This is a genomic window from Kutzneria sp. NPDC052558, assembly GCF_044547355.1.
Lineage (GTDB): Bacteria > Actinomycetota > Actinomycetes > Mycobacteriales > Pseudonocardiaceae > Kutzneria.
On sequence record NZ_JBIUAG010000020.1, the window covers coordinates 61,587 to 87,636 of the forward strand.

Consider the following 26,050-nt stretch of genomic DNA (forward strand, 5'->3'; position numbering starts at 1 on the left):
CGCCGTTGTCTGCCCCGTTGAGGCCGTTCGGACCAGTGAATGCGGCCATCCGCGACCCGATCGGGGTCATACATGAACCACATTCGCATTAGTCATCGGCCGGCAATTGCCGCAACGGCAGCCTTGCAGACGGAAGAGGCCTGGTCGATGCCGGTCTGCTCGTCCGGCTGCGAGCTGGACAGGTAGGCCACCAGGTAGTTGTGACCGCCGTGGCTGACCTGTCCAATGCTGTTGACCGCCCACAGGTCGTTGTCGGAGTCGACGGGCAGCCAGCCGTTCTTCAGCGCCGGCGTGGTGCCGGCGTCGGCCGCCGCCGACACGCCCCACACCTGGTCCGGCTCGATCTGGTGCATCAGGTTCGCGGCGTACGACCGGGCTTTGGGACCCAACAGCGACTTCGACGAGGTCAACACGTTCATCACGGTCAGCTGGTCGGCCACGGTCGTGGTGGTCAGGCCCCAGTAGTCGTCCGCGCCCGGCACGGTGTTCTTCAGCCCGAACGCCGTGTTGGCGGTGGCCATGCCGGCGGCGCTGCCCACGTCGTCCCACAGCGTCGTGGCGGCGTCGTTGTCGCTGGCCTCGATCATCTTGGTGGCGGCGGCGTCCTCGTCGTTGGTGAGCGGGCTGCCCTGCTGCTGGGCCTGGTACAGCAGCACGGCCAGGATGTCGGCCTTGACGATGCTGGCCGTGTCGTAGGTCTCGTCGGCGTTGAAGCTGGCGGAGACGCCGGTGTCCTGGTTGAGCACGGCGACGGAGAAGTCGCCGGTCTTGTCGGCGTTCAGCGGGGCCATCGCGGCGGCCAGCACCTGGTTCGGGTCGGCCGCGGGCACCGAGGTGGCGTCGACGGAGGTCGTCGGCTTGGGCTTCGCGGCGCTGCTCAGCGTGTTCGTTGCGGCGGCCGCGCGGGCCTGAGGCTGGGCCTCGCCGGACACCGGGGACGCGACGACGTCACTGTCCACGCCGACCACCACGGCAGCCAGCCCGGCGCCGGCGACCACGGCAGCGAGCATCACCAGCACTCGGTGGCGCGTCCACGCCGGCCCGGAATTTCGACCCATGCGGCAAGCCTCGGGTATCCACCTGCGGAGAAGCTGAAGAGGAGACCGTGAAGACCTTAAGAGTTCCCTGTCCGGATTGCCAGGGTTCGATCGGCCGATAGGTGAACCAATTCATATCCAGGCAGCTCACAGCCGGTTTTGATGCCGTTCACAGGCGTTTGTTAAAAAGGATGAATCGCCCTCCCGAGTGAGTTCCATGATCAAACTGAACCGACATTGGGGGTGATCAGGCCGCTTTCGTAGGCGACCACGACCAGTTGTGCTCGGTCCCGCACGGCGAACTTGGCGAGCAGGTGGCTGACGTGGGTCTTGACGGTGCCGATGCCCAGGTGCAGCCGACCGGCGATCTCCGCGTTGGACTGTCCGCGGCCCACCAGTCGCAACACCTCCACCTCGCGCTCGGTGACGCCGGTCAGCGAAGGCCGCGACGGCTCCGGGAGCCGGCTGAACTCCTCGATCAGCCGCCGGGTGACCGAAGGCGACAGCAGCGCCTCCCCACCGGCCACGACGTGGATCGCGGCCAGCAGCTCGGCCGGCGGCGTGTCCTTGAGCAGGAAGCCGCTCGCCCCGGCCCGCAGCGCGGCGTACACGTACTGGTCCAGGTCGAACATGGTCAGCACCAGCACCTTGCTGGACAGCTCGGCGCAGATCCGGCGGGTGGCCTCGACTCCGTCCAGCACGGGCATGCGGATGTCCATCAGCACCACGTCCGGCCGGCGCCGCCGGGCCAGCTCGACCGCCTCGTCACCGTTCTCGGCCTCGCCGACCGTGACCAGGCCCGGATCGTTGTCGATGAGCGTGCGAAAGCTGCCGCGCAGCAACGCCTGATCGTCGGCGACCAGGACACTAGTCACAGGAAAGCCTTGCCGACACGGCGAATCCGCCGCCCGGGCGAGGTCCCGCGGTCAACGCGCCCTCGAACATCGCGACCCGTTCCCGCATGCCTCTCAGCCCGTTCTGGCGGCCCAGGTCGGTGACGTCCACCCGAACCTCGGTCTCGGTGACGTCCACCAGCACCTGACAGCTGGTGGGGGCCGCGTGTTTGACGACATTGGTCAGCGCCTCCTGCACGATCCGGTAGACGGCGAGGTCGGCTCCGTCCGGCAGTGGGCCGCCACGCACCTCCATGCTCACTTCCACCCCCATTTCCCTGGCCACCTCGACCAGTTCCGGCAACTCGGTCAGCCCCGGCGCGGGGCGCAGCGGCTCCTCGGCCCGCAGCACGCCCAGCATCCGTCGCATCTCCGCCAGCGCCTGGCGGCTGGTCGACTCGATCACCCGCACCGCGTCCGGCGCGCTCTCGGGCACGTGGTTGGCGACGCCGGCCTTCACCGCGATGACGCCGAGGCTGTGCGCCACCACGTCATGCAGCTCGCGGGCGATCCTCAGCCGCTCGGCCACCACCGCCTGCTCAGCGACCTGCCTTGCGTAACAACGACTTCTGCGCACGGCCCGGCCGATCGCCCACGCCCCGCCCAGCACCAGCGCGCCGAACAGCGTGGCGCCGACGTTGGTGAACGTCCAGAACGGCCCGGTCACGCCCCGTCCGACCAGCGCGCCGGCCCCGCCGAGCACGACGACCGCCAGCGCCCACCACCGGTGTCGGTCGGTCTCGACCATCACGGTGTACAGGCAGAAACCCGCCGCCAGGAACGGATCCACCAGAATGCCGAGCAACACCGACAGCCACGTCATGGTCAGCACGAACGCGAACACCGGCAGCGGCCACACCCGGCGCAACCCCGCCGGGACCACGGTCGCCACCAGCATCAGCACCCGCAGCCACACCGGAGCCGGCACGTGCAAGCCGCTGAACGCCAACAACAGGACGACATAGAGGACTGCGCATACGCACTCCTCCAGCACGAGCCGTCGTGATGGCATGTCCGCAACGCTAGTGGACGCGTGCCGGCCGCACATCTGTCTGGAGACAGAGATGAGAACAGGTCGCCAGACAGAGGCGGACCCGGGCCCGCCCGCGGCATCGTCGAGGCATGAAACCGCTGCTCCTGGCACTCACGGCAATCACAGTGCCCCTCACGCCCGCGGCGCAACCGGCGCTGGGCTGGGGGCCGTGCGACAACGGCATGGAATGCGCCACCATCACGGTGCCGCTGGACTGGCAACACCCCGACGGCCGCGCGGTCACGCTCGCGTTGGGACGGTTGAAGGCGACCGGCCCCTCGCAGGGCACGGTGCTGGTGAATTACGGCGGGCCCGGCGCGCCGGGCATCAAGATCATGGGCACCGGCGTGCTGTCGCCGGGCACGCAGCCGTTCGCACAGCTGCGGCAGCACATGGACATCGTCACCTGGGACCCCCGTGGCTACGGGCAGGGCGGGGCCAGCATGCCGACGATCGACTGGTCGTGCCTGAAGACGTTGCCGCACAACGGGCCGCCGACACCACCGAGCTCACCGGCCGGCTTCACCCAGCTGGCGACATCCAACGCGGCCGCCGCGAACGCCTGCCGTGCCCAGGATCCGGCGCTGTTCGACCACATGGACACGCTGGCCAACGTCCGGGACATGGACGCCATCCGGCAGGCGTTGGGGCAGTCCCGGCTCAACCTCTACATGGGCTCCTACGGCGGCGTGTACGGCCAGAGCTACGCCGACTTGTACCCCGACCGCGTCCGGACCATGGTCATCGACGGCAGCGGCGACCACGGTGGTGACTTCGACCGCGTCCAGGACGCCATCGCCCGGGACAACGTGCTGCGATTACACCGGTTCTCGGACTGGTGTGCCGCCGAGGTCACCTGCGCCCTGCACGGCCAGGACGTCGCTCAGGTCGCGGCGTCGGCGCTCGACGACTGGAATTCGAAGGTGGCCCTGGCCGGGCGGCTGATCCACAGCGACCACGCCGACTTCCCACAGCTGGCGGCCGACCTGGCCAAGGCCGCCCGGGGCGACACGTCGGCGTTCCCGGCGCCCGGCATGGGATATCCGGTGTCGGAGTGCCATGAGTGGCCGGCGCCGCGCAGTCTCGCCGACCTGCGGGCGAGCATAGCTCGATTACACCGCGTCGACCCGGTGCTCGGTGCGGCCGGCACGATGATTCCGTTCACGCTGGCCTGTGTGGGCTGGCCCGCCACTGTGGACAATCCGCCGCGCCCGCTGCCCGGTGGGTTGCCCCCGCTGCTGGCCGTCGGGTCCTGGGGTGACTTCCCGGCGACCGAGCGGGTGGTGTCCCGGGTGCCGGGCAGCGGATCCGTCTATCACGACGGTGGCGGCCACGAGCTCTACGCCACCGGCAACGCCTGCGTGATCGCGTTGGTGGACAAGTACTTCCTCACCGGGGCGCCGCCCAAGGCCGTGTGCTGACACGACGAGAGGCCGCCCGACCTGGGGACCGGGCGGCCTCTCTTCCCTGCCGTCAGCCTGCCGCAGTCAGGCTGAACGCGAGCGCGGCGGTCGAGGTGAAGTCGATCGCCGGCTCCGAGCTCTGCCAGGTGCGCACGTCGTCCATGTAGCGCGACGTGCTGGAGTCGTAGGTCTTGAAGGAGGTGACGCCGCAGGACTTGCCGCCGTCGGGAAGGCTGTCGATCTCGGTGAACAGGCTGGCCTTGTTCGGGCCATTGACCACCGCGCCGACCGCCACCTTGGTCCCGCCGGTCAGGCTGCCGGCCAGGTTGGCCACCTGGTGCTGCATGCAGTGCGGGAAGGTGCTGCCGACGCCGACCACCAGCGAGGTGCCCCACGCGTTGGAGCCGAGGGCGAAGTCGCGCTGCTGGGTGGCGAACGCGTCGTAGTCGTGCTTGCCGGTCAGCTGGCCGTAGAGCAGGGCGGTGGCCACGAAGCCGAAGCTGTGGCTGGCCACGTCGAAGTCGGTGACCGAGGCGCCCGTGCGGAACGGGCTCTTGGCCGCCTCGGTCACGCCGTCGGACAACTGCCGGGCCAGATCGCCGGTCAGCTGCGCCTCGGTGACGTCCAGTTTGGGGGCGTTGGCCTGGCGCAGCACCTTGATCAGGTCGGCGTGGCCGAGCGCGCTGGTGTCGTAGACGTTGAGTGTGCCCCGGTCGCTGCTGGCCAGGTACGCCTTGGCCCACTTGCCGGCGTCGGTGGCCCAGCCGCCGGCCCGATTGTCACCGAGCGCGGCGCCGGCCAGCGCCAGCTCGGTCGCGCCGAGTTCCACGTCGTCCAGATAGGAGGATTCCGGGTAGTAGCCGTGCGGGTAGGCCGAGACGATGCTGCCGCCGGCGGTGTCGGCCAGGCCGTAGACCGCGGCCGCTGTGCCCAGGTACTGGGTCGCCTTCGCCTTATCGGTGGCGGCCAGGTTCTGCGCCGCCACGGCGAAGGCCGCCGCCACCCGGCCGGCCAGGTTCGGGCTGATCTTCTGGCCCGCCTTGTTGGCCGCGAACACCGGGCGGTACTTGATGTAGTAGTTCTCGTCGCCGGCCTTCACGCTCAGCTTGTCGTCGGCCTCCGGCAGCCGCCAGACGTCGTGGTCGCCGACGAAGTTCTCCTTGCTGCTGCCGCCGCCCACACCCACCTGCGCGTACAGCACGCCGTTCTTGGCGTCCCACATCCTGCTCAGGAAGTCCAGGCCATACTGGGCCTCGGCGTTCAGGGAGGCGCTCGGGCGGGCCCGCTCCGACAGCAGCAGATTGGTCACCGCGTACGAGGTCGTCTCCGTGAACTTCAGGAAGTCGCCCGCGTCGAACCAGCCGCCCGAGGCGTCGATCGTCGCCCCGGTCTTGGACATCGTGCTGCTGATGGTGTCGTCACCGGTGAAGGTCGGCACGGTGTACACCGACGCGGTCTTGTCGGTGAGGTGGCTCGGCTTGCGGTTGAGCACGCCCGGGATCACGTCCGAGCCGTCCCGCTGCACCTGGAAGAACTTCACCACGTCGTCGGCCACCGGCGAGAACAGGCTCGCCGCCGTGCCCACCTTGAAGGCGGGCGACACCGTGCTGCCGACCTTGACCTGGTAGGTGCCCGCCGTCTTCAGGGCCGAGATGTCGATCGGGTAGACCGCCGAGTAGGCCGTGCTCCACTTGCCCGTGCTCGCGCCCACCTTGCCGGTCAGCACCGACTTGCCGCCGGCGTCCACCACGGAGAACGACGCCCCGGCATTCGAGGACGTGCCCATCAGATAGGCGGCCTTCGCCTCCCCGGTCGCATAGCCGACCTGGTCCACCCTGATCTGCGCCGTCGTCGCCGCCTCCGCGGGCACGGCGAAGCTCACCGATGCCACCGCGGCCAGCACCGCGATCGCTGCCGTTCCAACTCTCATGGGGTCCTCCGGTGCAGGGGCCGGTGGCGGCGGAGCCCAAAACAGTTAATAAAGTATCCTAATTTGTTGAGATGAAAGCTACGTCACACTCCGCCCGCGGTCAAGAGATCGTCCGGACCAACCCACCCTGAGGCCCGCCCGGGTCCACTGGGGGCGAGCGCACCAGATCCCGAAAGCCATGGCCGGGCATGCACCGACCAACCCCAGCCCCCACCACTCCCAGGGGAGGCCGCCCCGCTGCCAGCCTACTCAGCGGTGGGCGGAGTCGATCTTGGGAGCGGGGTGGCTGTGGATAACCCAGCCCCTGTGGACAACGGGGAAAGCGCTGGTCACCAGGTTTCGGGGGGCTCGACGAAGGCCTTGGCGAGGTCGCGGGACAGGGACATGGCGCGGCGGGCCCAGGTGTGGTCGGCGACGGCGAGGCCGCAGGCGGGGGTGGGCAGGGCGCGCTCGGCGAGGCGGGAGCGGGGGAAGCCGAGCTTGTCGGCGAGCTCGAAGGCGGGCTGGGCGAGGGACTTGAGGGTGACGGGCTGGGCGGGGGCGGTGGTGGGAACCAGGCCGAGGAACAGCACGGCGCCGTCGTCCCAGGTCTCGCCGATCTCGTCGAGGACGGCGGCGGGGGCCTGGCGAAGGAGGGTGAGGTCGAAGGCCAGGGCGTCGGCGCCGGAGGCGCGGATGAGGCGCAGCGGGGGCTCGTCGGCACAGCAGTGGACGACGACGGGCTGCCCGGTGGCCCGACGGGCGGCCTCGATGACGGCGCCGAGCAGCTCACGAACCTCGGGCTCGGGGACGGGGGCGACGTGGCCGAGCTTGGACGGCGTGGGCAGCATGCCCCGCAGCACGGAGGGCAGCATGGGCTCGTCCAGTTGCACCACGACGTTCGCACTGGTCCGTTTGGCGACCTCAGCGACGTGGGCGGCGATGCCCTCGGACAGGGAGGCGGCGAACTCCCGGAGAGCCCCCGGGTCGGTGAGGACTCGATGGCCCCGCGGCAGCTCGACCAGGGAGGCGAGGGTCCACGGACCGGCGACCTGGACCTTGACCACGGCGGGCTTGGCGTCCTCGACGGCGTCCTGGAAGGCGTCGAGGTCGAAGCGCAGCAGGTCGACGGCCCGGCGGTGGTCACGGCCGGGGCGGGCGGCGACCCGGTAGCCGGAGGGCACGACCTCGACGGCGAGGTCGACGAGCAGGCCGGCGGACCGGCCGATCATGTCGGCGCCGACGCCGCGCGCCGGCAGCTCGGCCAGGTGGGGCAGGTCGGGCAGCTCGCCGGCGACGACCCGGTTGGCCTCGCCGGGGTCGGTCCCGGGCAGGGATCCGTTGCCGGTCGCGGCGGCCTGCGGCCAAGGTGCGTTCTCCACGGTTCACCAGTCTTTCGTCTTGTGGGGAACTCCCCGAAAAAGGTCTAGACCCATTGACGTTGTGGTCTAGGCCACTTACGGTCTGGGTACGACGTGAACCCACCGGGCCGCCCGCCGCGTAGAGCGGAGGGTCGCCTCAAGTGGGCGGCAGCCGTGGTGTGGGAGCGTGACGCGCCCTCGCTCCCACACCACCCCGCTGTCCGTCTCTCCGCACCCCTGCCGCAGAGAGGCTCCACGATGCGCTCCTCCATCCTGCTCGCCGCCGCGATGATGATCACCTCGATCGCGGTGGCGGCCGCGCCCGCGCAAGCGGCGACGGCCTTCCCCGCGTGTCAGCACTTCTACACGGGCACGATCCCGGACCGTCCGGTGACCGGCGGACACGGCCCCGGGACCCTGGTCCCGCCGGTCGACGTCAGCGGCCGGCTGCCGGCGCCGTCGGGCGTCAGCGGCGGGGTCTCCGGCACCGCGGTGACCTTCACCTTCAACCGGGTGCCGGGCGCGGTGGCCTACCGGGCCTTCCGCAACGGCCAGGCGCTGCAGTGGATCAGCGACTGGGGCCAGCCGACGCTGACGGTCACCGACGCCAGCCCGTGCCAGAACGCGAACTACCAGATCTACGCCATGAGGGACGCCAGCGGCTCGGAGCCGTCCATCGGACAGATCTCCACCTCCTACCGGGTCGGCGCCGACAACAAGCTGGCGGCGTGGTCCCTGCCCAAGGGCACGGTGCTCAACTACCGCGTCACCTCCTACAACGACGCCGGCCAGACGGCGCTGGGCTACAACGCCGGCCCCGGCTTCTGCGCGGTCGACGCCCGGAACATCCCGTGGGGCACCAGATTCACCGTCCCCGGCTACGGCAGCTGCTACGCGGCCGACATCGGCAGCTGGATCAAGGACGACATCGTGGACGTGTGGCTGCCGGGCAACCAGGCCAACGACTGGGGAATCCAGCGCCTCAACCTCGTGGTGAGCTGAGACCCGGTTCGCTTAACGAAGGCGGTGAAGGGACTCTTTCGGGCGTTGGACGTCAGGAAGGGCCCCATCATGACGTCGACCGTTGTGAAGGGGCCCTTCCTGGCGTTGAACGAGAGGATCGGTCCCTTGATCTTGGTCAGGAGCCGAAGAGACGGGTGAGGGCTTCGCGGGCGGCGGCGTCCTGGGCGGCGATGCCGTTGAGGACCTCGGCGAACACGGCCAGCCACTCGTCCACGCCGACCTGGCGGCGGCTGATGACCACGCCCCGCACCACCTGGCGGATCTCGGCCTCGACGCCGCCGTGCTTGGCTGCCCGCAGCTCCAGGTGCCGGTCGGGGGTGCGCACGACCACGGAGGTGGCCTGCCCGCCCCGGCCGAACAGGCCCCGCTTGCGCTCGACTTCGACCATGCCGGCGGGCAGGGCGTCGCCGAGGGTCTCGGTGAGCACCCGGGTGTACGACTCGACGTCGGCCCGGTCGGCCTTCAGCGCGGCGACCACGAGGTGGGTGTCCCACATGTTGTCGGCCATCAGTCCACCAACGGCAGCACGAGCTGCGGCTTGGCGATGGTGTGGTCGGCCCGCAGCGGCTTGACCGCGGTGCCGATGGCGAAGAACTCGGTGGTGTGCCCGCCCCACTGGTGCGGCAGCGACAGCAGCTGCACGCCGACGATGCCCTCGGCCTGCAACGCTTCGGCCTCGGCCTGCATCCGGCTCATGGCCAGCTCCCGGGCGTCGTACAACGCCTCGGTGAACTGCGGGATCTCCACGTTCTGCCCGACGTTGCCCAGCGCCTGCCAGAAGCGTTGGTGGGCCACGTGGTAGACGCAGGTGCCCATGACCATGCCCAGCGGGGCGTAGCCGGCCTGCACGAGGGTCCAGAAGTCCTGCCCGGACAGGTCCGAGGTGAAGGGCTTGCCGGTGTTGTTGCGCCACTGCCCGGGCTCGTCGGCCTTGACCGCGGTGCCGACGGCGATGAACTCGGCCAGGTCGCTGCCGAACTCCTTGAACTCGATCTCCAGCCGGACGCCGACGATGCCGTCGGCGCCGAGCACGTCGGCCTCGGCCTCCATCCGGGTCATGGCCAGCTCCCGGGCGTGGTACATGGCGTTGGACAGCACCTCCAGCTCCTGGTTCTTGCTCCACCGGCCGAACTGGAAGCCGACGTGGTAGATGCTGGAGCCGAGCACCATGCCCAGCGGGCGGAATCCGGCCTCCCGCACCAGCAGGAACTCGTTGACGCTCAGGTCGGAGGTGAACAGCGAGGTCTGCTGGCCGGGTTTCATCTCGGCCAGGCGCCGCATGGCGTCCTCGGGAATCCCGTCGACGGTGGTCATCACTACTCTCCCTGCCGACGCAGCGGCATGACGGTCAGCGTGCGGGCCGGGGCGGGCCCGTCGGCGTGGAACTGGGCGATGGCGGTGCCGTAGACGACGGCGAGGGCGGCCACGAGCTGTTCGCCGGGCTTCCAGGTGGACAGTGCCATGTCGGACACGATGCCGCCGTCGGCGTGTGCGGATCTCACCATGTCGTGGAACCGGCGGCGGGCGCCGGCCCGGACCCGGTTGATCAGCGCGGTGTAGGAGTCGACCTCGGTGTTGCCGGCGTAGAACGAGGTCTGCAGCTGGGTGTTGGCGCCGATGTAGACGGCGTGGGCGTCGCCGGCCCATTCGACGTGCACGGGGACCCAGCCGCTCTGCATCAGCTTGGCCACGTCGCCGCCGGACAGGTCGGTGGTGAACAGCGACCGCGGCCGGCGGCTGGACTGGGCCCGCACGGCCGTGCCCATGGCCAGGAACTCCTCGCCGCTGCCCATGTCGCTGGTGCTGAGCCGGATGTCGACGACGCCGTCGGCGCCGAGCGCCTTGGCCTCCTCGCGCAGCCGGCCCAGCGCGGTGGCGTAGCCGGTGTTGAGGGCGTCCAGGAAGGGCTGGGCGATGCCGGCGATGTTGTAGCTGTAGGCCGGCAAGTACGTCAGCTGGCGCGGCGCCATGCTCTGCACCACGCAGCCCATCACCTCGCCGACCGGTTCCAGACCGACGGACTTGATGCCGGCCGCCGAGGGCGCGGACAGCAGCGAGGTCCGCACGCCGGAGCGCGCGGCCCGGGCCAGTCGTTCGACGGCGGCCGGGGGCAACCCGTGCATCGATGACCTCCTCGTCCTCCCTCCATCGTGTCACTGCCAGGCGTGAGGGCAACGTGATCCAGCAGACTGGCGCGATGCTCATCGTCTCGAATGTCCTGGTCGCGCTGGTCGCCCTGATCCACGTCTACATCCTGGTGCTGGAGATGTTCCTGTGGACGGCGCCGCGCACCCGGGCCGCCTTCGGCGTGTCGGCCGAGCTGGCCGAGCAGACCAGGGCGCTGGCGGCCAATCAGGGCCTCTACAACGGTTTCCTGGCCGCCGGGCTGATCTGGGGGCTGATCGGCAGCCGCCCGGCGGAGATCTTTTTCCTCGCCTGTGTGATCGTGGCCGGCGTTTACGGCGCGTTCACAGCCACCAGGCGCATCCTTCTGGTGCAGGTGCTGCCGGGGGCGCTGGCCCTGCTGTTCGTTCTGCTGGCCGGTTGAGCGCGTTCGGCGCTGGCACACCCGGCCGGCTCCGGCGATACTGCCGGGACAGGAGGAGGGGGTGGCGGGGCGTTGCTGGTGCGGCCGGCGCAGTGGGCCATCCGCCGTCTGTCGCCCGGGCTCATCGCCTTCACCGTCGTGGTCGAGCTGGTGGCGGTGGTGCTGCCGTTCCTCTTACCCGGGCGGACCCCGGCGGCCGGCGACTGGCTGCGCTTCGGGGTGTTGCTGGTGGTCGGGATCGCGCAGGCCGAGCTGTCCCGGCGCACCGAGCGGCAGCGCCGCTTCCTGGCCAGCACCGTGCACGTGAACATGACGTCGGTGTGGATCTTCGCCGGCGCCGTGGACCTGCCGCAGGGGCTGGCCGTCACGCTGACGGTGCTGATCTTCGGCCATCTGTGGGAACGGATCTGGCGGCGGCTGGAGAGCCGGCCGGCGCACCGGGTGATCTACACCGCCACCACGGTGGTGCTGTCGGTGCTGCCGGTGCGCCCGGTGATGGCCGCGGTCAACGCGGGGCTGCCGTTCCTCGACCGTGACCTGCGCGGCCTGGTCGCCATCGTGGCGGCCATGGCCGTGTTCTTCGCGACCAACAGCGCGCTGGTGACGATCGCGTTGAAGCTGCGCTATCCCGATCTCACGGTCCGCGAGCTGTTCGGCGGCTGGGACGTCAACGCCCTGGAGCTGGCCACGCTGTGCCTGGGCGCGCTGACCGCGATCGTGCTGATGGCCCACGTCTACCTGGTGCCGCTGGTGGTGCTGCCGATCGTGGTGCTGCACCGGGGTGTCCTCATGCGACAGTTCGAGGAGGCGGCCACCACCGACCACAAGACCGGCGTGCTCAACTCGGTGGCCTGGCACGACGCCGCCGCCCGGGAGCTGGACCGGGGGGCCGATTTCGGCGTGCTGATGATCGACCTGGACCACTTCAAACGGATCAACGACACGCACGGGCACCTGGTCGGCGACGCGGTGCTGCGCGAGGTCGCGGACACCGTGTGCGAGCAGGTCCGCGACGTGGACGCGGTGGGCCGGTTCGGCGGCGAGGAGTTCGTGGTGCTGTTACCCGGGGCCGCGCTGCCCGACGCCATCCGTGTGGCGGAGCGGATCCGGACCGCGATCGCGGACCTGACCGTCGACGAGGGCAGCGCGGCCATCTCCGCCTTGTCCGCCTCCATCGGCGTGTCCGTGCACCCGACGGCCGGCGCGGTGCTGGAGCAGGTGCTGCTGGCCGCGGACAACGCCTTGTACGAAGCCAAGCGCGGCGGCCGCAACCGCGTGGTCAGCCTGCTCGATCCGGCGTGAGCAGCCCGACCAGCTCGGCCACCAGCCGCGGCGGCCGCTTGCGGTGCACGACGAAGATCTCCCGTGCCGGCCTGATCCCGGCCAGCGGGCGCACGGCCAGCCGGTCGCAGTCCACGTCGCCGAGCACCGTCACCGGCACCAGCGAAATGCCCAGGCCGGCGGCGACCAGGGCCAAAGTCACCTCGTAGTCCCGCGTCTCGTAGGCCACATGCGGTCGGATTCCGGTCTGTTCGGCCAGAAACTCCAGGCAGACCCGGTTGGGAATGCCGTGCGCGCCCGAGATCCAGTCCTCGCCGGCCAGGTCCTTCAACGCGACCCGGCCCTCAGCCCTCGGGTGGCCGGCCGGCAGCACCAGCCGCAGCGGGTCGGCCAGCAGCCGCCTGCGGTGCAAACCGTTGTCGGCGGGCGGAATCACGCCCGGGTACCGGTGGGTGATCAGCACGTCGAGATCCCGCGAGGTGACCAGGCCGTAGCCGTCGGGCGGCTCCATGTCCACAAGGGACAGTCGGGCTCGCGGGTGCCGTTCCCGCAGCGCGGCAAGGGCTTCCGGCACGAGCACCTTGCCGGCCGAGGAGAAGGTGCCGATGGCCAGCGACTCCGGCTCGGCCTCGATGGCCGCCCGCACGGCCCGTTCGGCGTCCCGCAGCTCGCCCAGCACGCGTTCGCCGTGGCGCAGCAGGACTTCGCCCTGCTTGGTCAGGGTGACGCCGGCCGGGCCGCGCTCCACCAGCCGGCAGCCCAGTTCCCGTTCGAGCTTGGCCAGCTGCTGCGACAGCGCCGAGGGTGTGAAGGCCAGCCGAGCGGCCGCCGCGGTGATCGAGCCGGCGTGCCCGATCTCCACGAGCACCCTCAGCCGGGCCGGGTCGAGCATTAAGCGCTCCTAAAGTCGGCTCTGCGATCCTCGCTGGCGATTATGGCCCGCCGGGGTCAGGGTTGGGGGCATGACAACGCTCGTGGACCTGCCGACCGTCGACGACGTGGCCGCCGCGGCCGAGACGATCCGCCCCTATGCCCGGCGCACGCCCGTCCTGCGCACGTCGCTGGACGGCCGGCCGGTGGTGCTGAAGCTCGAACACCTCCAGCTCAGCGGCTCGTTCAAGCTGCGCGGCGCGGTGAACGCCCTGTCGCGCGGCGACCGGCCGACCCGGGTCGTCACCGCCTCCGGCGGCAATCACGGCCTGGCCGTGGCCACCGCCGCCAGTCTGCTCGATCTTCCGGCCACGGTGTACGTGCCGGAGTCGGTCCCCGAGGCCAAGGCCCGGCGGATCGAGGCGGCCGGGGCCAAGCTGGTCCGGCACGGGGCGACCTACGCCGAGGCCGCGAAGGCGGCCATGGCGGCGGTGGGGCCACAAGAGCGGTACCTGCCGGCCTACGACCACCGGGACGTGATCGCCGGCCAGGGCACCATGGGCGCCGAGATCGTCGCCGACGCGCCCGAGGTGGACGCAGTGTTCGTCGCCGTCGGCGGTGGCGGGCTGGCCGCCGGGACAGCGCTGGCGATCGGCGACCGGACGACCGTCGCGGTGGAACCCGAGGCCTGCGTCGCCCTGCACGCCGCGCTGGCCGCGGGCCGGCCGGTGGACACCGAGGTGAAGGACTCCGTCGCCACCTCCGCCCTGGGCGCGAGCCGGCTCGGCGACCGGCCGTTCGCCATCCTCAACTCGCCGCGCACCCGATCGGTGCTGGTCAACGACGCGGAAATCGTTGCCGCGCAAGCGTTGCTGTGGGACGAGTGCCGGCTGGCGGTCGAGCCGGCCGCCGCGGCGCCGCTCGCGGCCTGGCTCGCCGACCGGGCGCCGGCGCAGCTGCCGTGCATCGTGCTCTGCGGCGCCAACAGCGACTGGACTACGACACCGTGACCGTGACGGTGAAGCCCTGCAAGGACTTGCAGGTCAGACCGCCGGGCGTGGTGGTCGGGCACACCGGCCGGCTGGAGGTGAGCTTGGCCGTTCCCTTGTGCCGGGCCATGAAGTCGGCCTGGGTGCCGCTGATCGGCGGCGAGCCGGTGAGCAGCAGCGTGTCCACCGCGTCCGAGTCGCTGACGATGGCCGACCAGTGGCCCTTGCCGTCGTCGGGCAGCTCGACCGTGAACTTGGCCCCGACCGTGGCACAGACGCTGTGACCGTTGTCGGCCATGGTGATCCGCGCCGGCGCCTGGCAGGCGGAGCTGGTCTGGGCCGGGGCCGTCTGGGCCGGCGGCGAGGTCGGTGGCAGACGCGAGCCACAGCCGGCGACGAGGATCGCTGACATCCCAAGAACCACAAAGGCTGCTCGCATGTCTGAAGGACGGTGCGAGCAGCCTCCACGGTTGCAGCTACTTGAGCGTTCCAGCCGTCAGGCCGGCCTGGACCTGGCGCTGGAACACGATGTACATCGCCAGCATCGGCAGCATGGCGATGGTCATGCCGGCGAACAGGCCCGACCAGTCGGACTTGTAGCCCTGGGTGACGGCCAGGTTGAGCAGGCCCTCGGCCAGCACCGAGTGGTCGGTGTCGAAGCTGGACTGGGGCTGCAGCAGCACCAGCGGCAGCAGGTACTGGTTCCACTGGCCGATCACGTTGAAGATGCCGATGCTGATCAGGCCGGGCTTGGCCATCGGCAGCATCACCCGGGCGAACAGTGTCGCGTGCCCGGCCCCGTCCAGCAGCCCGGCCTCGGCGATCTCGGTGGGCAGCGTGCGGAAGAACGAGTGCAGGAAGAACACGGTGAACGGCAGCGAGAACGCCACGTACACCAGGATCAGGCCCAGGTAGGAGTTGAGCCCGAGGTACGGCCCGATCACCGGGATGGTGCCCAGGTTGCCGACGATCTTGAACAGCGGCACCAGGGCCAGGAACACCGGCAGCGTCAGCCCGGCCACGAAGGCGTAGTAGACGATCCGGTTGCCCGGGAACGAGTACCGGGCCAGCACGTAGGCCGCCATCGCCCCGACCACCATGGTGATCGTGACGCCGCCGGCCAGCACGATCACCGTGTTCAGGAAGAACGTGCCGATGTGGCCGGTGGTCCAGGCGCGGGCGAAGTTGTCCCACTGCGGCGACGCCGGCAGCGACCACGGACTGGTCAGGATCTCCTTGTCCGTCTTGAACGAGGACATCACCGCCCACAGCAGCGGCAGCACCACCATGGCCGCCCACAGCAGCAGGAAGCCCTGGGAGAAGAAGTTCACCACGCCGAACGAGCCGCGCGGCGGCTTGGCCTGCTCGGGTGGCTCGGTGTCGGCGGTGGCCAGGGCGACCGCGACGAGCTCTTGTGGCATGAAGTCCTCCCCCTCAGAACTCGATGCGATCGCGTCGGGTCACCCGCAGCTGCACGATGGCCAGCAGCAGCGAGAACACCGCCAGCGCCACACCCATGGCGCAGGCGACGCCGAACTTGCCCTGGGTGAACGCGGTCCGGTACAGGACGTTGGAGATCAGCTCGCTGGCGTGGTTGGGGCCGCCGCCGCCCGACTCCGGGGTCAGGCCGGTGACCAGGGCGAAGCCGTCCAGCGCGATGAAGCCCAGGTACACCCAGGCCACCGAGATGTTCTCCCACAGCAGCGGCAGCGTGATGCGGAAGAACGTCGGCCCGCGGGTGGCGCCGTCCAGCAGCGCCGCCTCGTAGATCTCCTTGGGGATCGACTGCATGGCCGCCGAGAACAGCACCATGTAGAAGCCGACCCCGCTCCACACCATGACCGCCAGCAGGCACCACAGCACCAGGTCGGGGCTGTTGAACCACTGGACCGGCTTGTTCGGGTCCTCCAGGCCCAGCGCGATCAGGAACGCGTTGAGCAGCCCGCGGCCGTCGGTGCGGAACACCGACTGGAACAGCACCACGATGATCGCGACCGACAGCACCTGGGGGAAGAACAGCACGACCTTGTACACGCTGGAGCCACGCACGCCCCGAATGCCGGCGCTGTCCCCACGTCCACCGACGTTGAGCATGAACGCGAGGAACAGCGCCAGCAGGATCGTCGTCACGGGCATCAGCACCAGCAGGAACGCGTTGTGCAGGACGGCCTTGATGAAGATGTCGTCCTGCAGGATGCGCACGTAGTTGCTGATGCCGACGAAGTTCTGCGTGTCGGACAGGCCACCCCAGTCGGTGAACGAGTAGAACAGCGTCTGCACGAACGGCGAGATCACGTAGACCACGTACAGCACGACTGGGATGACCAGAAAGCCCGCGACGAAGGGCAGACTGCGATATTTCATCGGTTACTTGTCCCGGTGGAACTTCGTGATGGAGCTGTCGGCGGCGACCTTGTCCGCGGCGGCCTGGACCTTGTCGATCCACTGGTCGGCGGTGAAGCGGCCGGCCATCAGCTCGCCGGTGGCCGCCTGCCACTCGTTGATCAGGGTCGGGTACCAGTCGGTGACCGAGCGGTAGGTCACCAGGTTCGTGCCGGCCGCCTGCACCGCCTTGTTGGCCGAGGTCAGCGCGGTCGAGCTGGTCACGCTGTCGGCGGAGCCCTTGACGATGGACAGCGAGCTGGTGGCCTGGGCGAAGTTCTTGGCCGCGTCCTTGCTCAGCATGATGCGCAGGAACTCCAGGCCACCGGCCGGGTTCTTGGCCTTCGCCGGCACCACGAACGGCTCGCCGGCCTCGGCCCGCAGCGTGCCGTAGGGCAGCTTGTCCGAGGAGGTGAGGTCGGGCATCGGGACCAGGGTCAGCTCGGTGCCCTGGGGGATGGTCTTGCGCATCTCGTTCTCGAACCAGCTGCCGACCGGGATGAAGGCGGCCTTGCCGTCCAGGAACGCCTGCTGGGACTCGATGTGGGTCATGCCCTCGGCGCCGGGCAGCACCCAGCCGTTGTGCACCAGGTCGTACACGGCCTGCACCGAGCTCTTGACCGCGTCCACCCGCCAGGCGTTGGGCTTGAGGTTGTCGATGTCGATCAGGACCTGGTTGCCGCCGGCCTTGCCGACCCAGTCCATGAGCGGCACACCCTGGTAGTACGGGTACTTGCCGGCGTGCACCCACGGCGCGATGCCGGCGGCCTTGATCTGCGGGGCCAGCGTCTTGAACTCGGCCCAGGTCTTGGGCGGGGTCCAGCCCTTGCTGTCGAACAGCTTCTTGTTGTACCAGATGCCGTAGACCGTGTAGCTGTAGTTGAGCAGGTACACCTTGTCGTTGTAGGTGCCCACGGTCAGCACGCCCGGCAGCAGCGTGTCCTTGACCTTCACGTTCGGGTCGTCGTAGCTGGCCGCCTCCAGCAGCGGCCCCAGGTCGGTCAGCGCGTTGCTGTCGACCAGGGTGCCGGGCTTGATCTGGTTGTCGCCGGAGTCGTCGATCACGTCCGGCGGGGTGCCGTTGGCGAAGCGGGGCTGGAGCTGGTCGGAGATCTTCTGGGTGGCGCTCAGCGCCGCCTTCGCGCTGGGGAACGCCTTCGTGTACAGGTTGAGGTCGTACTGGGCGTAGTCCTTGCCGAAACCGCCGTCGAAGATGACCACGTCCAGCGGGGCGTCGGCGACCACGCCGAACGGGTTGGTCGCGCTCTTGGCTCCGGTCTGGGCGGCGCTGCCGCCACCACCACCCGCACACGCGCTGAGCACGCCGGCCGCGGGGCCGGCCAGCACCGCGAGCGCCGCGGCCCGCTGGAGCAGCTGGCGGCGAGAGAATTCGGAACCCGAAGGGTTGGGCATTGATCTTCCCCCTGCTGGTCAGGTGGACGGTTGTCCCTGGTTGAACCGGCCCCGACCCGGTCCAGACCAGTGACCGTAACGCCCATCACAGCGCGGGGGGAGGACCTTGTCGCAGTGACCTACACATCGTGACGCTCTCGTGTCCGATGCTCGCTCCACGCGTCCGTTCGGCGGATGAAGCGAACGTTTGCGACTTTTTCGTCGCGAGAGGGCCGCCCCGGAGTGTTGGATGGGGAGCATGGAGTCGGACGAGGAGTGGATCGCACGGCTGCGGCGCACGGCCCTTCGGGACGCCGAGGAGATCGCGCCCAGACCGTCCTTCCCCGTGTTCGGCCTGGCCGAGCCGGATCTCGGGCTGGGCGTGCTGACGTCGCTGTCCGACTCCTCGGCCGAGGAGATCACCCTCGCCTACGGCGACCCGCTGGCCCAGGGCGGTCCGCACCTGTCGATCAACACCGCCCTGCCGGTCGAGGACGAGGCCGCCGGGGCGCTGCGCCGCATGCTCGACGACGAGCACAACCGCATCGTCGACCACGCCGGCGTCGAGGACCCCGACGACGGCGAGCCGGCCGAGCTGTCCGACACCATCACCACCGTCGACGGCGTCGAGCTCACCGGCCCCATCTACCGGGAGGGGCCGCTGTGGACCGCCCGGTTCACCGTCTCCGACGTCGTCGTCACCGTCGTCGCCCGGGGCGTGGCCCCCACCTCCCTGCGCCTGGCCACCGTCGGCGACCTGCGGCCGTACCTCGAACGGCGGGGCGAGTGGATCGCCCGGCTCATCGAGGCCCACCGCCGCCGCCCCGTGCCCGACCTGCCCGCCGCCGCCGGGCTCGACGTCTACCGGTCGCTGATCGGAGAGCTCCTCGGCTTCCAGTCCCGGCACCGCCTCGCCGCCCGCGAGGGCCGTCTCCCCCGCCGCCGCGTCGGCGACGGCCGCCTCTACGGCCCCATGTGGCAACGGGCCGTGCGGGAACTCGAACGCTCCGGCCGCCTCAGCCGCGAGGCCGCCAACCGCACCGTCACCTCCATCGTCAACCAGCTCACCCGTCTGGCCGACCGCGCCGACTGGTTCGCCGACAAGCGCCTCGCCGACCTCGCCGTCGACGAGACCATCCGCTACGCCGTGCTCGGCCAGCCCGTCTCCAGCCGCGACGCCCAACTGGCCTGGGAGCGCGTCACCCTCGACGGCCGGCCCGAGGACACCAAGGTGTGGCTGGAGACCTGGGAGAAGTGGGCCACCGCCTGACCAGGGTCCCGGTCGCCGGCGTCAGGCGAGGTGGATAGCCTCCACGCCGACATCCGAGGTACTGTAGATGTCATGACCGCAGCGTACGACGACGTGCCCTTCAGCGAGTTGCTGCACCACCCCGCCGCCACCACGCGAAGACTCGATGTCGTCCGCACGCTTCGACTGCGCCGGCGTGACGCCGGGGATCTGGCGCTGATGCGCGTCGAACAGATGGAGCGGGACGCCTCGATCGTGTACTTCGCCGTGCGCCTGCTGGCCGGGCTGGTGCGAACCGACAACATCGAGGCCCTCCGCCAGGCACTGCCCGAAGCCCTTCCGTGGAGCACCTTCCTGCCCGCCGAAGACGTCGACACCTTGATCAACGAACTGGTCGACACGGCACGGGGCGCGATGGCGCTCGACAACCTCGCCCCGATCGCGCTGCTGCTCACCCAGTGGCGCCACAGCGCGGAGATCCACGCCGACCCCGATCTGTTGGCCGCCGTCACCCGCGAACCCGAGGGCGATCTCGGCCCCGCCCCGATCCCCGAGGCGGCCGAGTGAGTCCGAAACGCGGAGACCGCGCCGCACCACCCCCGATCGCCGATGAGTACGACATCCGCTTCGTCACGTCCGAAGCCGCCGACGGCTGGGAAAACCTCAGCCGTCAGGCCGCCGGCAATCTGCGACGGGCCTACGAGAGGATTCGCGCCACGCCGCGCGCCCTCGACATCCCCGACCGCCAGCACCGCCTCAAAGGCAAGCTCGGCACCGCGGCCTTCAAGGGCCAGGAGTTGGAACGCTGGCAGTACGAGGTCACCGGAGGCGGACGCATCTGGTACCTGATCGACGACCAGACGCGGACCGCATGGATCACCTACGCCGGCACCGGACACCCCAAGGCCACCGACTGAGGTTCAGTCGAGGTGGAAGACCTCGGTCAGGGGCTTCATGGCCTCGTCGGGGCGGCTGCCGTCGAGGGCGACGAAGAACTCGGCCATCTCGGCCTGCCAGCGGGCGTTGACCTCGCGGGCCTGCATGCCGGCGCGGGCGGCGTCGAAGTCGTCGGTTTCGAGGTAGCCGACGAGGAGGCCGTCCTCGGCGAGGAAGAGGGAGTAGTTGCCCCAGCCGGTTTCCCGGAGGGCGTCGCGCATCTCGGGCCAGACGTGGGCGTGCCGCTCGCGGTACTCGTCGAGGCGGTCGGGGCGGACCCGCAGGAGGAAGCAGACGCGGCGCATCAGCGGGCGCCGGTGATGGTGGCGCTGGCCAGCACGACGTCGTCGCGGTAGAGCACGACGGCCTGACCGGGGGCGACGCCGCGGAGGGGCTCCTTCAACGTGACCCGGACGCCGTCCTCGACGACCTCGGCCACGGCCTCGGCGATGCCGCCGTGGGCCCGGACCTGGGCGGTGCACTCGACGAGGCCGGACCAGTCGACGTGGACGACCTCGTCGGCGGCCTCGATCCTGGTGACGTCGAGCTTCGAGGCGGAGCCGACGCGGACGGTGCCGGTGACCGGCTCCAGGGCCAGCACGTAGCGAGGGCGGCCGTCGGGGGCGGGGGTGTCGATGCCGAGCCCGTGCCGCTGCCCCACGGTGAAGCCGTGCACGCCGGTATGCCGGCCGAGCACGGCGCCGGTCTCGGCGTCGACGAGGTCGCCGGCCTGCTCACCGAGGCGCTTGGTGAGGAAGGACCGGGTGTCGCCGTCGGGGATGAAGCAGATGTCGTGGCTGTCGGGCTTGGCGGCGACGGCGAGCCCGCGGTCGGCGGCCTCGACGCGGACCTGCTCCTTGACGGTGTCGCCGAGCGGGAACATGGCGTGCGCCAACTGGTCTTCGGTCAGGGAGGCCAGCACGTAGGACTGGTCCTTGCCCTCGTCGACGGCCCGCCGCAGCTCCGGCCGACCGTCCACAGTGGACAGCTGGGCGTAGTGCCCGGTGCAGACGGCGTCGAAGCCCAGCGCGATCGCCTTGTCCAGCAAGGCCTCGAACTTGATCTTCTCGTTGCACCGCAGGCACGGGTTGGGCGTGCGCCCGGCCGCGTACTCGGCGACGAAGTCCTCGATCACGTCCTCGGTGAAGCGCTCGGCGAAGTCCCAGACGTAGAACGGGATCCCGAGCACGTCGGCGGCCCGCCGGGCGTCGTTGGCGTCCTCGAGGGTGCAGCAGCCCCGGGCCCCGGTGCGCAGCGTGCCGGGCTTGGCCGACAGCGCCAGGTGCACACCCACGACCTCGTGCCCGGCCTCGACCGCCCGCGCCGCAGCCACAGCGGAGTCCACGCCGCCGCTCATCGCCGCCAGTACCCGCATGCTCACATCCTCACCCTGGAAGCCGACCGCCGTCGCAGGCCGGCGATGCCGGCGTTGCGGGCCCGTTCCACCGCCGGCCCGATCGCCTCGCCCAGCGCGGCGACGTCCTCGGCGGTCGACGTGTGCCCGAGCGAGAACCGCAGCGAGCCGCGGGCGGCCGCCGGCTCGACGCCCATGGCCAGCAGCACGTGGCTGGGCTGGGCGACGCCGGCCGTGCACGCGGAGCCGGTGGAGCACTCGATTCCCTTGGCGTCCAACAGCATCAGCAGGCTGTCGCCCTCGCAGCCGGGGAACGTGAAGTGCGCGTTGCCGGGCAGCCGGTCAACCGGGTCGCCGTTCAGCACGGCGTCGGGCACGGCCTTGCGCACCGCCGCGACCAGCTCGTCCCGCAGCGCCCGCACGCGCGCCGAGTCATCCTCGACGGAAGCTCGCACGGCCGCGGCGAAGCCGACGATCGCCGGCACGTTCAACGTCCCCGAGTGGACGTCGCGTTCCTGCCCGCCGCCGTGCAGCAGCGGCGCGCACTTGACGTCCCGCTTGAGCAGCAGCGCGCCGATCCCGTACGGGCCGCCGAGCTTGTGGCCGGTCAGCGTCAGCGCGGACGCCCCCGACTCGGCGAAGTCCACCGGCACGGACCCGACCGCCTGCACGGCGTCGGTGTGCAGCGGCACGCCCCGGCAGGCGGCGATCTCGGCCAGCTCACGGATCGGGTTGATGGTGCCGACCTCGTTGTTGGCCCACATGACCGTCACCAGGCCGACACTGTCGTCCAGCGCGCATGACAGCACCTCAGGAGTCACCCGGCCGAGGGAGTCGACCTCCAGCCAGCCCACGGCGTCCTCGCCGAGCCACTGCACGGCGTCCAGCACCGCGTGGTGCTCCACGGTCGAGGCCAGCACCCGTGGCTTGTCGCGGGCCCAGTAGATGCCCTTCACAGCCAGGTTGTCGCTCTCGGTCCCGCCGGCGGTGAAGATCACCTCGGACGGGCGGGCTCCCAACGCGTCGGCGATGTCCTCCCGGGCCTCCTCCACGGCGCGCCGGGCCCGGCGGCCGGAGGTGTGCAGCGACGAGGCGTTGCCCAAGGTGGACAACGCCTCGGTCATCGCCGCCACTGCCTGCGGGAGCATGGGAGTGGTGGCGGCATGGTCGAGATAAGCCATCGCGACACTAAGGGTAGCCCGTCCGCGTGACGGTTCACGAATGACCGGCGGCCCGCCGGCTCAGCACGAGCGCCCCGAACACGGTCAGCAGGGCCAGCACCGCGTTGAGCGGCGACCAGCCCAGCGTCGGCCCCAGCTGCGCCACCAGCACGCCGCCCAGCCCGACGATCAGGGACTGCCCGAACAGGTCGGACAGCTGCAACGCCGCCGAGTTGAAGCCCCGGTCCTGCGGCGTGGACAGCTTCAGCACCAGCACCGCCACGCTGGACACGCCCAGCCCCATGCCCATGCCGGCGAACACCCAGGCCACCGCGGCCAGCCACGGCGGCCCCCACGCCGGTGCGACGAACGTCACCAGGACCAGCCCCAGGGTGATGAGCAGGAAACCCCGCCGCATCAGCACCGGGCGGGCGATGTCGGGGTGCCGCCCCTGCCACCAGGACATGGCCGACCAGCCCAACGCGGAGATGGTCAGCGGCACGCCGGCCAGCGCCGGGCTGAAGCCGTGCACATGCTGCAACACCAGCGGCAGGAAGAGCTGGCTGCCGAAGAACGCGCCGGAGAGCAGGGCTCGCGCCAGCACCACGCTGGGCAGGCCGGCCCGCGCGAGCAGCGTGCCCTTGGGCAGCAGCACCCGCAGCGACGGCACCACCAGGGCCAGACCGACGAGCACGACCGCCAGGCCGACCAGGTCCGGGTGGTCGCCGGCCCAGCTCAGCACGGCCAGCCCGATCGCCGCGGCCACGGCGGCCACCGGCAGGCCACGGCGGCGTTGTCCGGTCTGGGACGGCTCGAACGCCGGCAGCCGGCGCAGCACGACCACCACCAGCGCCCAGCCGATCAGCACCAGCGGGGCCAGCCCCAGGAAGATCCAGCGCCAGTTCAGGTACTGGGTGATCAGGCCGGCGACGGTCGGCCCGATCAGCGACGGCACGACCCAGGCCGCCGACAGCGCCCCGAAGGCGACCGGCCGGTCCCGCTCCGGGAACACCATCGCGATCATCACGTACAGCGCGACGACCTGGGCCCCGCCGCCGATGCCCTGCAACGCCCGGCCGACCAGCAGCTGGGTCATCTCCTGCGAGCTGCCGGCGACGACCAGGCCCAGGGCGAACAGCAGCGGCGCGACCATCAGCACCGCCGCCGGCCCGCGCCGGTCGCACAACCGGCCGCCCAACACGTTCCCGACCACCTCGGTGGCCAGGAACATGGTGAACGGCCAGGAGTACAGCGACTCCCCGTGCAGGTCGTGCACGAGCGTCGGCAGCGCGGTGCTCACGCCCATCTGCTCGAACGCCGCGAGCGTCACCAGCAGCAGCAAGCCCGTGGTGGCCGCTCGACGATCCGGCGCCCAGAGCGCGCTCGGTTTTTTGGTCCCCTCTGTGACGGTCACCCGGTTACTTTGCTACCTCAAGCCCGCTCCAGGTCTAGTTCCTTGTGCAAAGCAACTGTGGTGCCGAGCGCTTCGGCCACGCCGGCCTCGGCGATGAGAGCCAAGTCACGGCGGTTGTCGGCCCGCCCGGGGGCGATCTCCGGCAGCACGTGCACCTCGACGACCAGGCCCCGCAGCCGCAGCACCCGGCGCATCGCGGTGACGAGGTCCTCGGCGCCGACGAAGGCCGCCGGCCGGGCGGTGGCGCCGTCGGCGACGCGGTAGCGCAGCGCCACCGGCCGGACCGGCACGCCGGCGTCGAGAGCGGCCTGGAACAGGGCCGGGCGGAACCGGCCGGAGGAGATGCCGCACCAGGTGGTGCCCTCGGGATTGGTGCCGATGGCCAGGCCGGCCCGCAGCGCGTCGCTCAGCTCCGACACGGTCTCGGGCAGCCTGGACAGCCGCTCGCGATCGATGAACACCGAGCCGGCGGCCGAGATCAGCTTGCCCAGCAGCGGCCAGCCCCGAATGTCGAGCTTGGCCACCATGGCCATCGGCTGCACGGCGTCGAGCACCAGCGAATCCAGCCAGGACACGTGGTTGCTGACCACGAGCACGCCACGGCCGGGGGTGGCCTGGAACCGCGGCTCGCCGTGCACCTCGATCCGTACGCCGAAAGCACGGACCAGGGCGGCGAACCAGCGGCGCACCGCGCGTCGGGTGTTGGACCGCAGCACCGGCTTGGCCGCGACCACGAGCAGCCCGCACAGCAACACCACCAGCGCCGCCAGCACCCGCGACATCACACGAACGAGCGACACCCGGCGGAACGTGCCGCCGGTGACACAGCTCGGGCCGCAAGGCGACGACGGCATCCAAGCGTGGGCGGTCATGCGGTCTGCCCCAGGAAGAACTTGAGGTAGCGCTGGTCCACGCGGTCCATGGACAGCAGCACGAACAGGTCGGCGACGCCGAAGTCCGGGTCGTGGGCGGGGCGGCCGCAGACCCAGGCGCCCAGCCGCAGGTAGCCCTTGAGCAGCGGCGGCATGACGGTGCGCTGCGGGGCTTCGACCGACTCCGGGCGCCACGGGTTGAGCGGCGTGACCCGGAACTCCTCGGGCGAGAGGTGCTTGGCCGCGACCGCGTTCCACACGCCGGCGGCGTACGAGCCGCCGTCGGCCAGCGGCACCGAAGCGCAGCCGGCCAGCCACTTGTGGCCGGACAGCAGCATGTAGCGGGCGATGCCGGCCCACACCAGGCCGACCACCGAGCCGTTGCGGTGGTCCGGGTGCACGCAGGAACGGCCGGTCTCGACCAGCGCCGGCCGCAGGGCGGAAAGAGCGCGGAGATCGAACTCGGTCTCGGCGTACAGGCCGCCGTCGGCGCACTCCGGCGGCAGCATCCGATAGGTGCCGACGATCTCGCCGGTCTCGTCCTCGCGGACGACCAGGTGATCGCAGCGCTCGTCGAACTCGTCGGCGTCCACGCCCTCGGCGATGGAATGCAGGGTGGCGCCCATTTCCTCGGCGAACACCAGGTGCCGCAGCCGCTGGGCGGCCCGCACCTCCTCGTTGTCGCGCGCCACGAGCAGCGAGTAACGAGGCGTGCCCGGAGCCGTCTCCGGGCTGCTGACCAGCAGTTGCGACCGCGTCATGGCATCTGGTCTACCGGGCGTGACCCGTACTCCGAAGGGTCTGTCCGTTTACGCGAAAATGACGCTTCAGCTAATTGCGAGTCGATGTGAATTCAGCGTGACGCTGATATGAATCCCGGGGGTCTGAGGGTTGTCCCCCAGATATTAAAACGGGCGACGTGGTCCGCGCTTTCCGCGGACACA

At 70.5% G+C, this 26,050-nt stretch carries 27 protein-coding genes; 8 read left to right on the plus strand and 19 right to left on the minus strand.

All coding sequences use genetic code 11. From position 1 onward, the window contains the following. Nucleotides 1–92: 92 nt before the first annotated feature. The 3 genes from ACIG5F_RS30985 to ACIG5F_RS30995 form a co-directional block, all read right to left on the minus strand. On the minus strand, nucleotides 93–1,058 hold the full coding sequence (locus ACIG5F_RS30985; RefSeq protein ID WP_396523439.1) for a serine hydrolase: 966 nt from the start codon (nucleotides 1,056–1,058) through the stop codon (nucleotides 93–95). A gap of 200 nt (nucleotides 1,059–1,258) precedes the next feature. Then, on the minus strand, nucleotides 1,259–1,912 hold the full coding sequence (locus tag ACIG5F_RS30990; protein WP_396523440.1) for a response regulator: 654 nt from the start codon (nucleotides 1,910–1,912) through the stop codon (nucleotides 1,259–1,261). Then, nucleotides 1,905–2,942, minus strand: a complete 1,038-nt coding sequence (locus ACIG5F_RS30995; protein ID WP_396523441.1) for a histidine kinase — start codon at nucleotides 2,940–2,942, stop codon at nucleotides 1,905–1,907. The genes ACIG5F_RS30990 and ACIG5F_RS30995 overlap by 8 nt, the downstream gene beginning before the upstream one ends. A gap of 110 nt (nucleotides 2,943–3,052) precedes the next feature. Here ACIG5F_RS30995 and ACIG5F_RS31000 point away from each other — a divergent pair, with 110 nt between their 5' ends. Then, nucleotides 3,053–4,384, plus strand: coding sequence for an alpha/beta fold hydrolase (locus ACIG5F_RS31000; RefSeq protein ID WP_396523442.1), 1,332 nt, complete (start codon nucleotides 3,053–3,055; stop codon nucleotides 4,382–4,384). 52 nt (nucleotides 4,385–4,436) lie between these two features. Here ACIG5F_RS31000 and ACIG5F_RS31005 read toward each other — a convergent pair whose 3' ends face one another. Both ACIG5F_RS31005 and ACIG5F_RS31010 read right to left on the minus strand, forming a co-directional pair. Continuing rightward, nucleotides 4,437–6,296 (minus strand): glycoside hydrolase family 9 protein, encoded by a 1,860-nt coding sequence (locus ACIG5F_RS31005; protein WP_396523443.1) that lies wholly within the window; start codon nucleotides 6,294–6,296, stop codon nucleotides 4,437–4,439. Between the two features lie 329 nt (nucleotides 6,297–6,625). Next, the gene (locus ACIG5F_RS31010) at nucleotides 6,626–7,657 is read right to left on the minus strand and encodes a methionine synthase (RefSeq protein WP_396523444.1); all 1,032 of its coding nucleotides are present in this window, start codon (nucleotides 7,655–7,657) and stop codon (nucleotides 6,626–6,628) included. 237 nt (nucleotides 7,658–7,894) lie between these two features. Here ACIG5F_RS31010 and ACIG5F_RS31015 point away from each other — a divergent pair, with 237 nt between their 5' ends. Continuing rightward, the gene (locus ACIG5F_RS31015) at nucleotides 7,895–8,638 is read left to right on the plus strand and encodes a 3D domain-containing protein (RefSeq protein ID WP_396523445.1); all 744 of its coding nucleotides are present in this window, start codon (nucleotides 7,895–7,897) and stop codon (nucleotides 8,636–8,638) included. Between the two features lie 136 nt (nucleotides 8,639–8,774). Here ACIG5F_RS31015 and ACIG5F_RS31020 read toward each other — a convergent pair whose 3' ends face one another. Genes ACIG5F_RS31020 through ACIG5F_RS31030 form a run of 3 tightly spaced genes read right to left on the minus strand, consistent with a single transcriptional unit; the run spans nucleotide 8,775 to nucleotide 10,782 of the window. Next, nucleotides 8,775–9,167, minus strand: coding sequence for a hypothetical protein (locus tag ACIG5F_RS31020; RefSeq protein ID WP_396523446.1), 393 nt, complete (start codon nucleotides 9,165–9,167; stop codon nucleotides 8,775–8,777). Then, nucleotides 9,167–9,973, minus strand: coding sequence for a heavy metal-binding domain-containing protein (locus ACIG5F_RS31025; RefSeq protein WP_396523447.1), 807 nt, complete (start codon nucleotides 9,971–9,973; stop codon nucleotides 9,167–9,169). Before ACIG5F_RS31025 ends, ACIG5F_RS31020 begins: the two co-directional genes overlap by 1 nt. Before the next feature lie 2 nt (nucleotides 9,974–9,975). Further along, nucleotides 9,976–10,782 (minus strand): heavy metal-binding domain-containing protein, encoded by an 807-nt coding sequence (locus tag ACIG5F_RS31030; RefSeq protein WP_396523448.1) that lies wholly within the window; start codon nucleotides 10,780–10,782, stop codon nucleotides 9,976–9,978. A gap of 74 nt (nucleotides 10,783–10,856) precedes the next feature. Between ACIG5F_RS31030 and ACIG5F_RS31035 the strand changes: the two genes are divergently transcribed. Beyond that, nucleotides 10,857–11,207: a DUF1304 domain-containing protein gene (locus ACIG5F_RS31035; protein WP_396523449.1), complete on the plus strand. Its 351-nt coding sequence runs from the start codon at nucleotides 10,857–10,859 to the stop codon at nucleotides 11,205–11,207. A gap of 78 nt (nucleotides 11,208–11,285) precedes the next feature. Next, nucleotides 11,286–12,509, plus strand: a complete 1,224-nt coding sequence (locus ACIG5F_RS31040) for a diguanylate cyclase (protein ID WP_396523547.1) — start codon at nucleotides 11,286–11,288, stop codon at nucleotides 12,507–12,509. Here ACIG5F_RS31040 and ACIG5F_RS31045 read toward each other — a convergent pair. Continuing rightward, nucleotides 12,487–13,380, minus strand: a complete 894-nt coding sequence (locus ACIG5F_RS31045; protein WP_396523450.1) for a LysR family transcriptional regulator — start codon at nucleotides 13,378–13,380, stop codon at nucleotides 12,487–12,489. The two genes, ACIG5F_RS31040 and ACIG5F_RS31045, sit on opposite strands and share 23 nt — an antisense overlap. A gap of 70 nt (nucleotides 13,381–13,450) precedes the next feature. Here ACIG5F_RS31045 and ACIG5F_RS31050 point away from each other — a divergent pair, with 70 nt between their 5' ends. Continuing rightward, nucleotides 13,451–14,368, plus strand: coding sequence for a serine/threonine dehydratase (locus ACIG5F_RS31050; RefSeq protein WP_396523451.1), 918 nt, complete (start codon nucleotides 13,451–13,453; stop codon nucleotides 14,366–14,368). Here the strand turns inward: ACIG5F_RS31050 and ACIG5F_RS31055 are convergent. From ACIG5F_RS31055 to ngcE, 4 genes are all read right to left on the minus strand, one after another. Beyond that, nucleotides 14,355–14,759 (minus strand): hypothetical protein, encoded by a 405-nt coding sequence (locus tag ACIG5F_RS31055; protein WP_396523452.1) that lies wholly within the window; start codon nucleotides 14,757–14,759, stop codon nucleotides 14,355–14,357. The genes ACIG5F_RS31050 and ACIG5F_RS31055 overlap by 14 nt on opposite strands. Before the next feature lie 64 nt (nucleotides 14,760–14,823). After that, nucleotides 14,824–15,768, minus strand: coding sequence for a carbohydrate ABC transporter permease (locus tag ACIG5F_RS31060; protein ID WP_396523453.1), 945 nt, complete (start codon nucleotides 15,766–15,768; stop codon nucleotides 14,824–14,826). A 13-nt stretch (nucleotides 15,769–15,781) separates the two neighbouring features. Beyond that, the gene (locus ACIG5F_RS31065; protein WP_396523454.1) at nucleotides 15,782–16,711 is read right to left on the minus strand and encodes a carbohydrate ABC transporter permease; all 930 of its coding nucleotides are present in this window, start codon (nucleotides 16,709–16,711) and stop codon (nucleotides 15,782–15,784) included. Between the two features lie 3 nt (nucleotides 16,712–16,714). Beyond that, nucleotides 16,715–18,142 carry an N-acetylglucosamine/diacetylchitobiose ABC transporter substrate-binding protein gene (gene ngcE, locus ACIG5F_RS31070; protein WP_396523455.1) on the minus strand — a complete coding sequence of 476 codons (1,428 nt, stop codon included), beginning with the start codon at nucleotides 18,140–18,142 and terminating at the stop codon, nucleotides 16,715–16,717. Nucleotides 18,143–18,380: 238 nt separating this feature from the next. Here ngcE and ACIG5F_RS31075 point away from each other — a divergent pair, with 238 nt between their 5' ends. From ACIG5F_RS31075 to ACIG5F_RS31085, 3 genes are all read left to right on the plus strand, one after another. After that, nucleotides 18,381–19,391, plus strand: coding sequence for a hypothetical protein (locus ACIG5F_RS31075; protein ID WP_396523456.1), 1,011 nt, complete (start codon nucleotides 18,381–18,383; stop codon nucleotides 19,389–19,391). A gap of 72 nt (nucleotides 19,392–19,463) precedes the next feature. After that, complete coding sequence (locus tag ACIG5F_RS31080; protein ID WP_396523457.1) at nucleotides 19,464–19,937, plus strand: hypothetical protein; 474 nt, start codon at nucleotides 19,464–19,466, stop codon at nucleotides 19,935–19,937. Further along, entirely contained in the window at nucleotides 19,934–20,287 is a 354-nt protein-coding gene (locus ACIG5F_RS31085) for a hypothetical protein (RefSeq protein WP_396523458.1), read from the plus strand. Before ACIG5F_RS31080 ends, ACIG5F_RS31085 begins: the two co-directional genes overlap by 4 nt. Nucleotides 20,288–20,290: 3 nt before the next feature. Here the strand turns inward: ACIG5F_RS31085 and ACIG5F_RS31090 are convergent, their stop codons facing one another. The 6 genes from ACIG5F_RS31090 to ACIG5F_RS31115 all read right to left on the minus strand — a co-directional run bounded on the left by ACIG5F_RS31090 (nucleotide 20,291) and on the right by ACIG5F_RS31115 (nucleotide 25,867). Further along, nucleotides 20,291–20,611 carry an L-rhamnose mutarotase gene (locus ACIG5F_RS31090; protein WP_396523459.1) on the minus strand — a complete coding sequence of 107 codons (321 nt, stop codon included), beginning with the start codon at nucleotides 20,609–20,611 and terminating at the stop codon, nucleotides 20,291–20,293. Beyond that, nucleotides 20,611–21,681: a tRNA 2-thiouridine(34) synthase MnmA gene (gene mnmA, locus ACIG5F_RS31095; protein WP_396523548.1), complete on the minus strand. Its 1,071-nt coding sequence runs from the start codon at nucleotides 21,679–21,681 to the stop codon at nucleotides 20,611–20,613. The genes ACIG5F_RS31090 and mnmA overlap by 1 nt, the downstream gene beginning before the upstream one ends. A 2-nt stretch (nucleotides 21,682–21,683) precedes the next feature. Further along, nucleotides 21,684–22,841, minus strand: coding sequence for a cysteine desulfurase family protein (locus ACIG5F_RS31100; protein ID WP_396523460.1), 1,158 nt, complete (start codon nucleotides 22,839–22,841; stop codon nucleotides 21,684–21,686). Between the two features lie 34 nt (nucleotides 22,842–22,875). After that, a complete protein-coding gene (locus ACIG5F_RS31105) occupies nucleotides 22,876–24,234 on the minus strand; it encodes an MFS transporter (RefSeq protein WP_396523461.1) in 1,359 nt (452 codons plus the stop codon). A gap of 17 nt (nucleotides 24,235–24,251) precedes the next feature. Then, nucleotides 24,252–25,034, minus strand: coding sequence for a lysophospholipid acyltransferase family protein (locus ACIG5F_RS31110; protein ID WP_396523462.1), 783 nt, complete (start codon nucleotides 25,032–25,034; stop codon nucleotides 24,252–24,254). A 68-nt stretch (nucleotides 25,035–25,102) separates the two neighbouring features. Then, entirely contained in the window at nucleotides 25,103–25,867 is a 765-nt protein-coding gene (locus ACIG5F_RS31115; protein WP_396523463.1) for a GNAT family N-acetyltransferase, read from the minus strand. Between the last annotated feature and the right edge of the window lie 183 nt (nucleotides 25,868–26,050).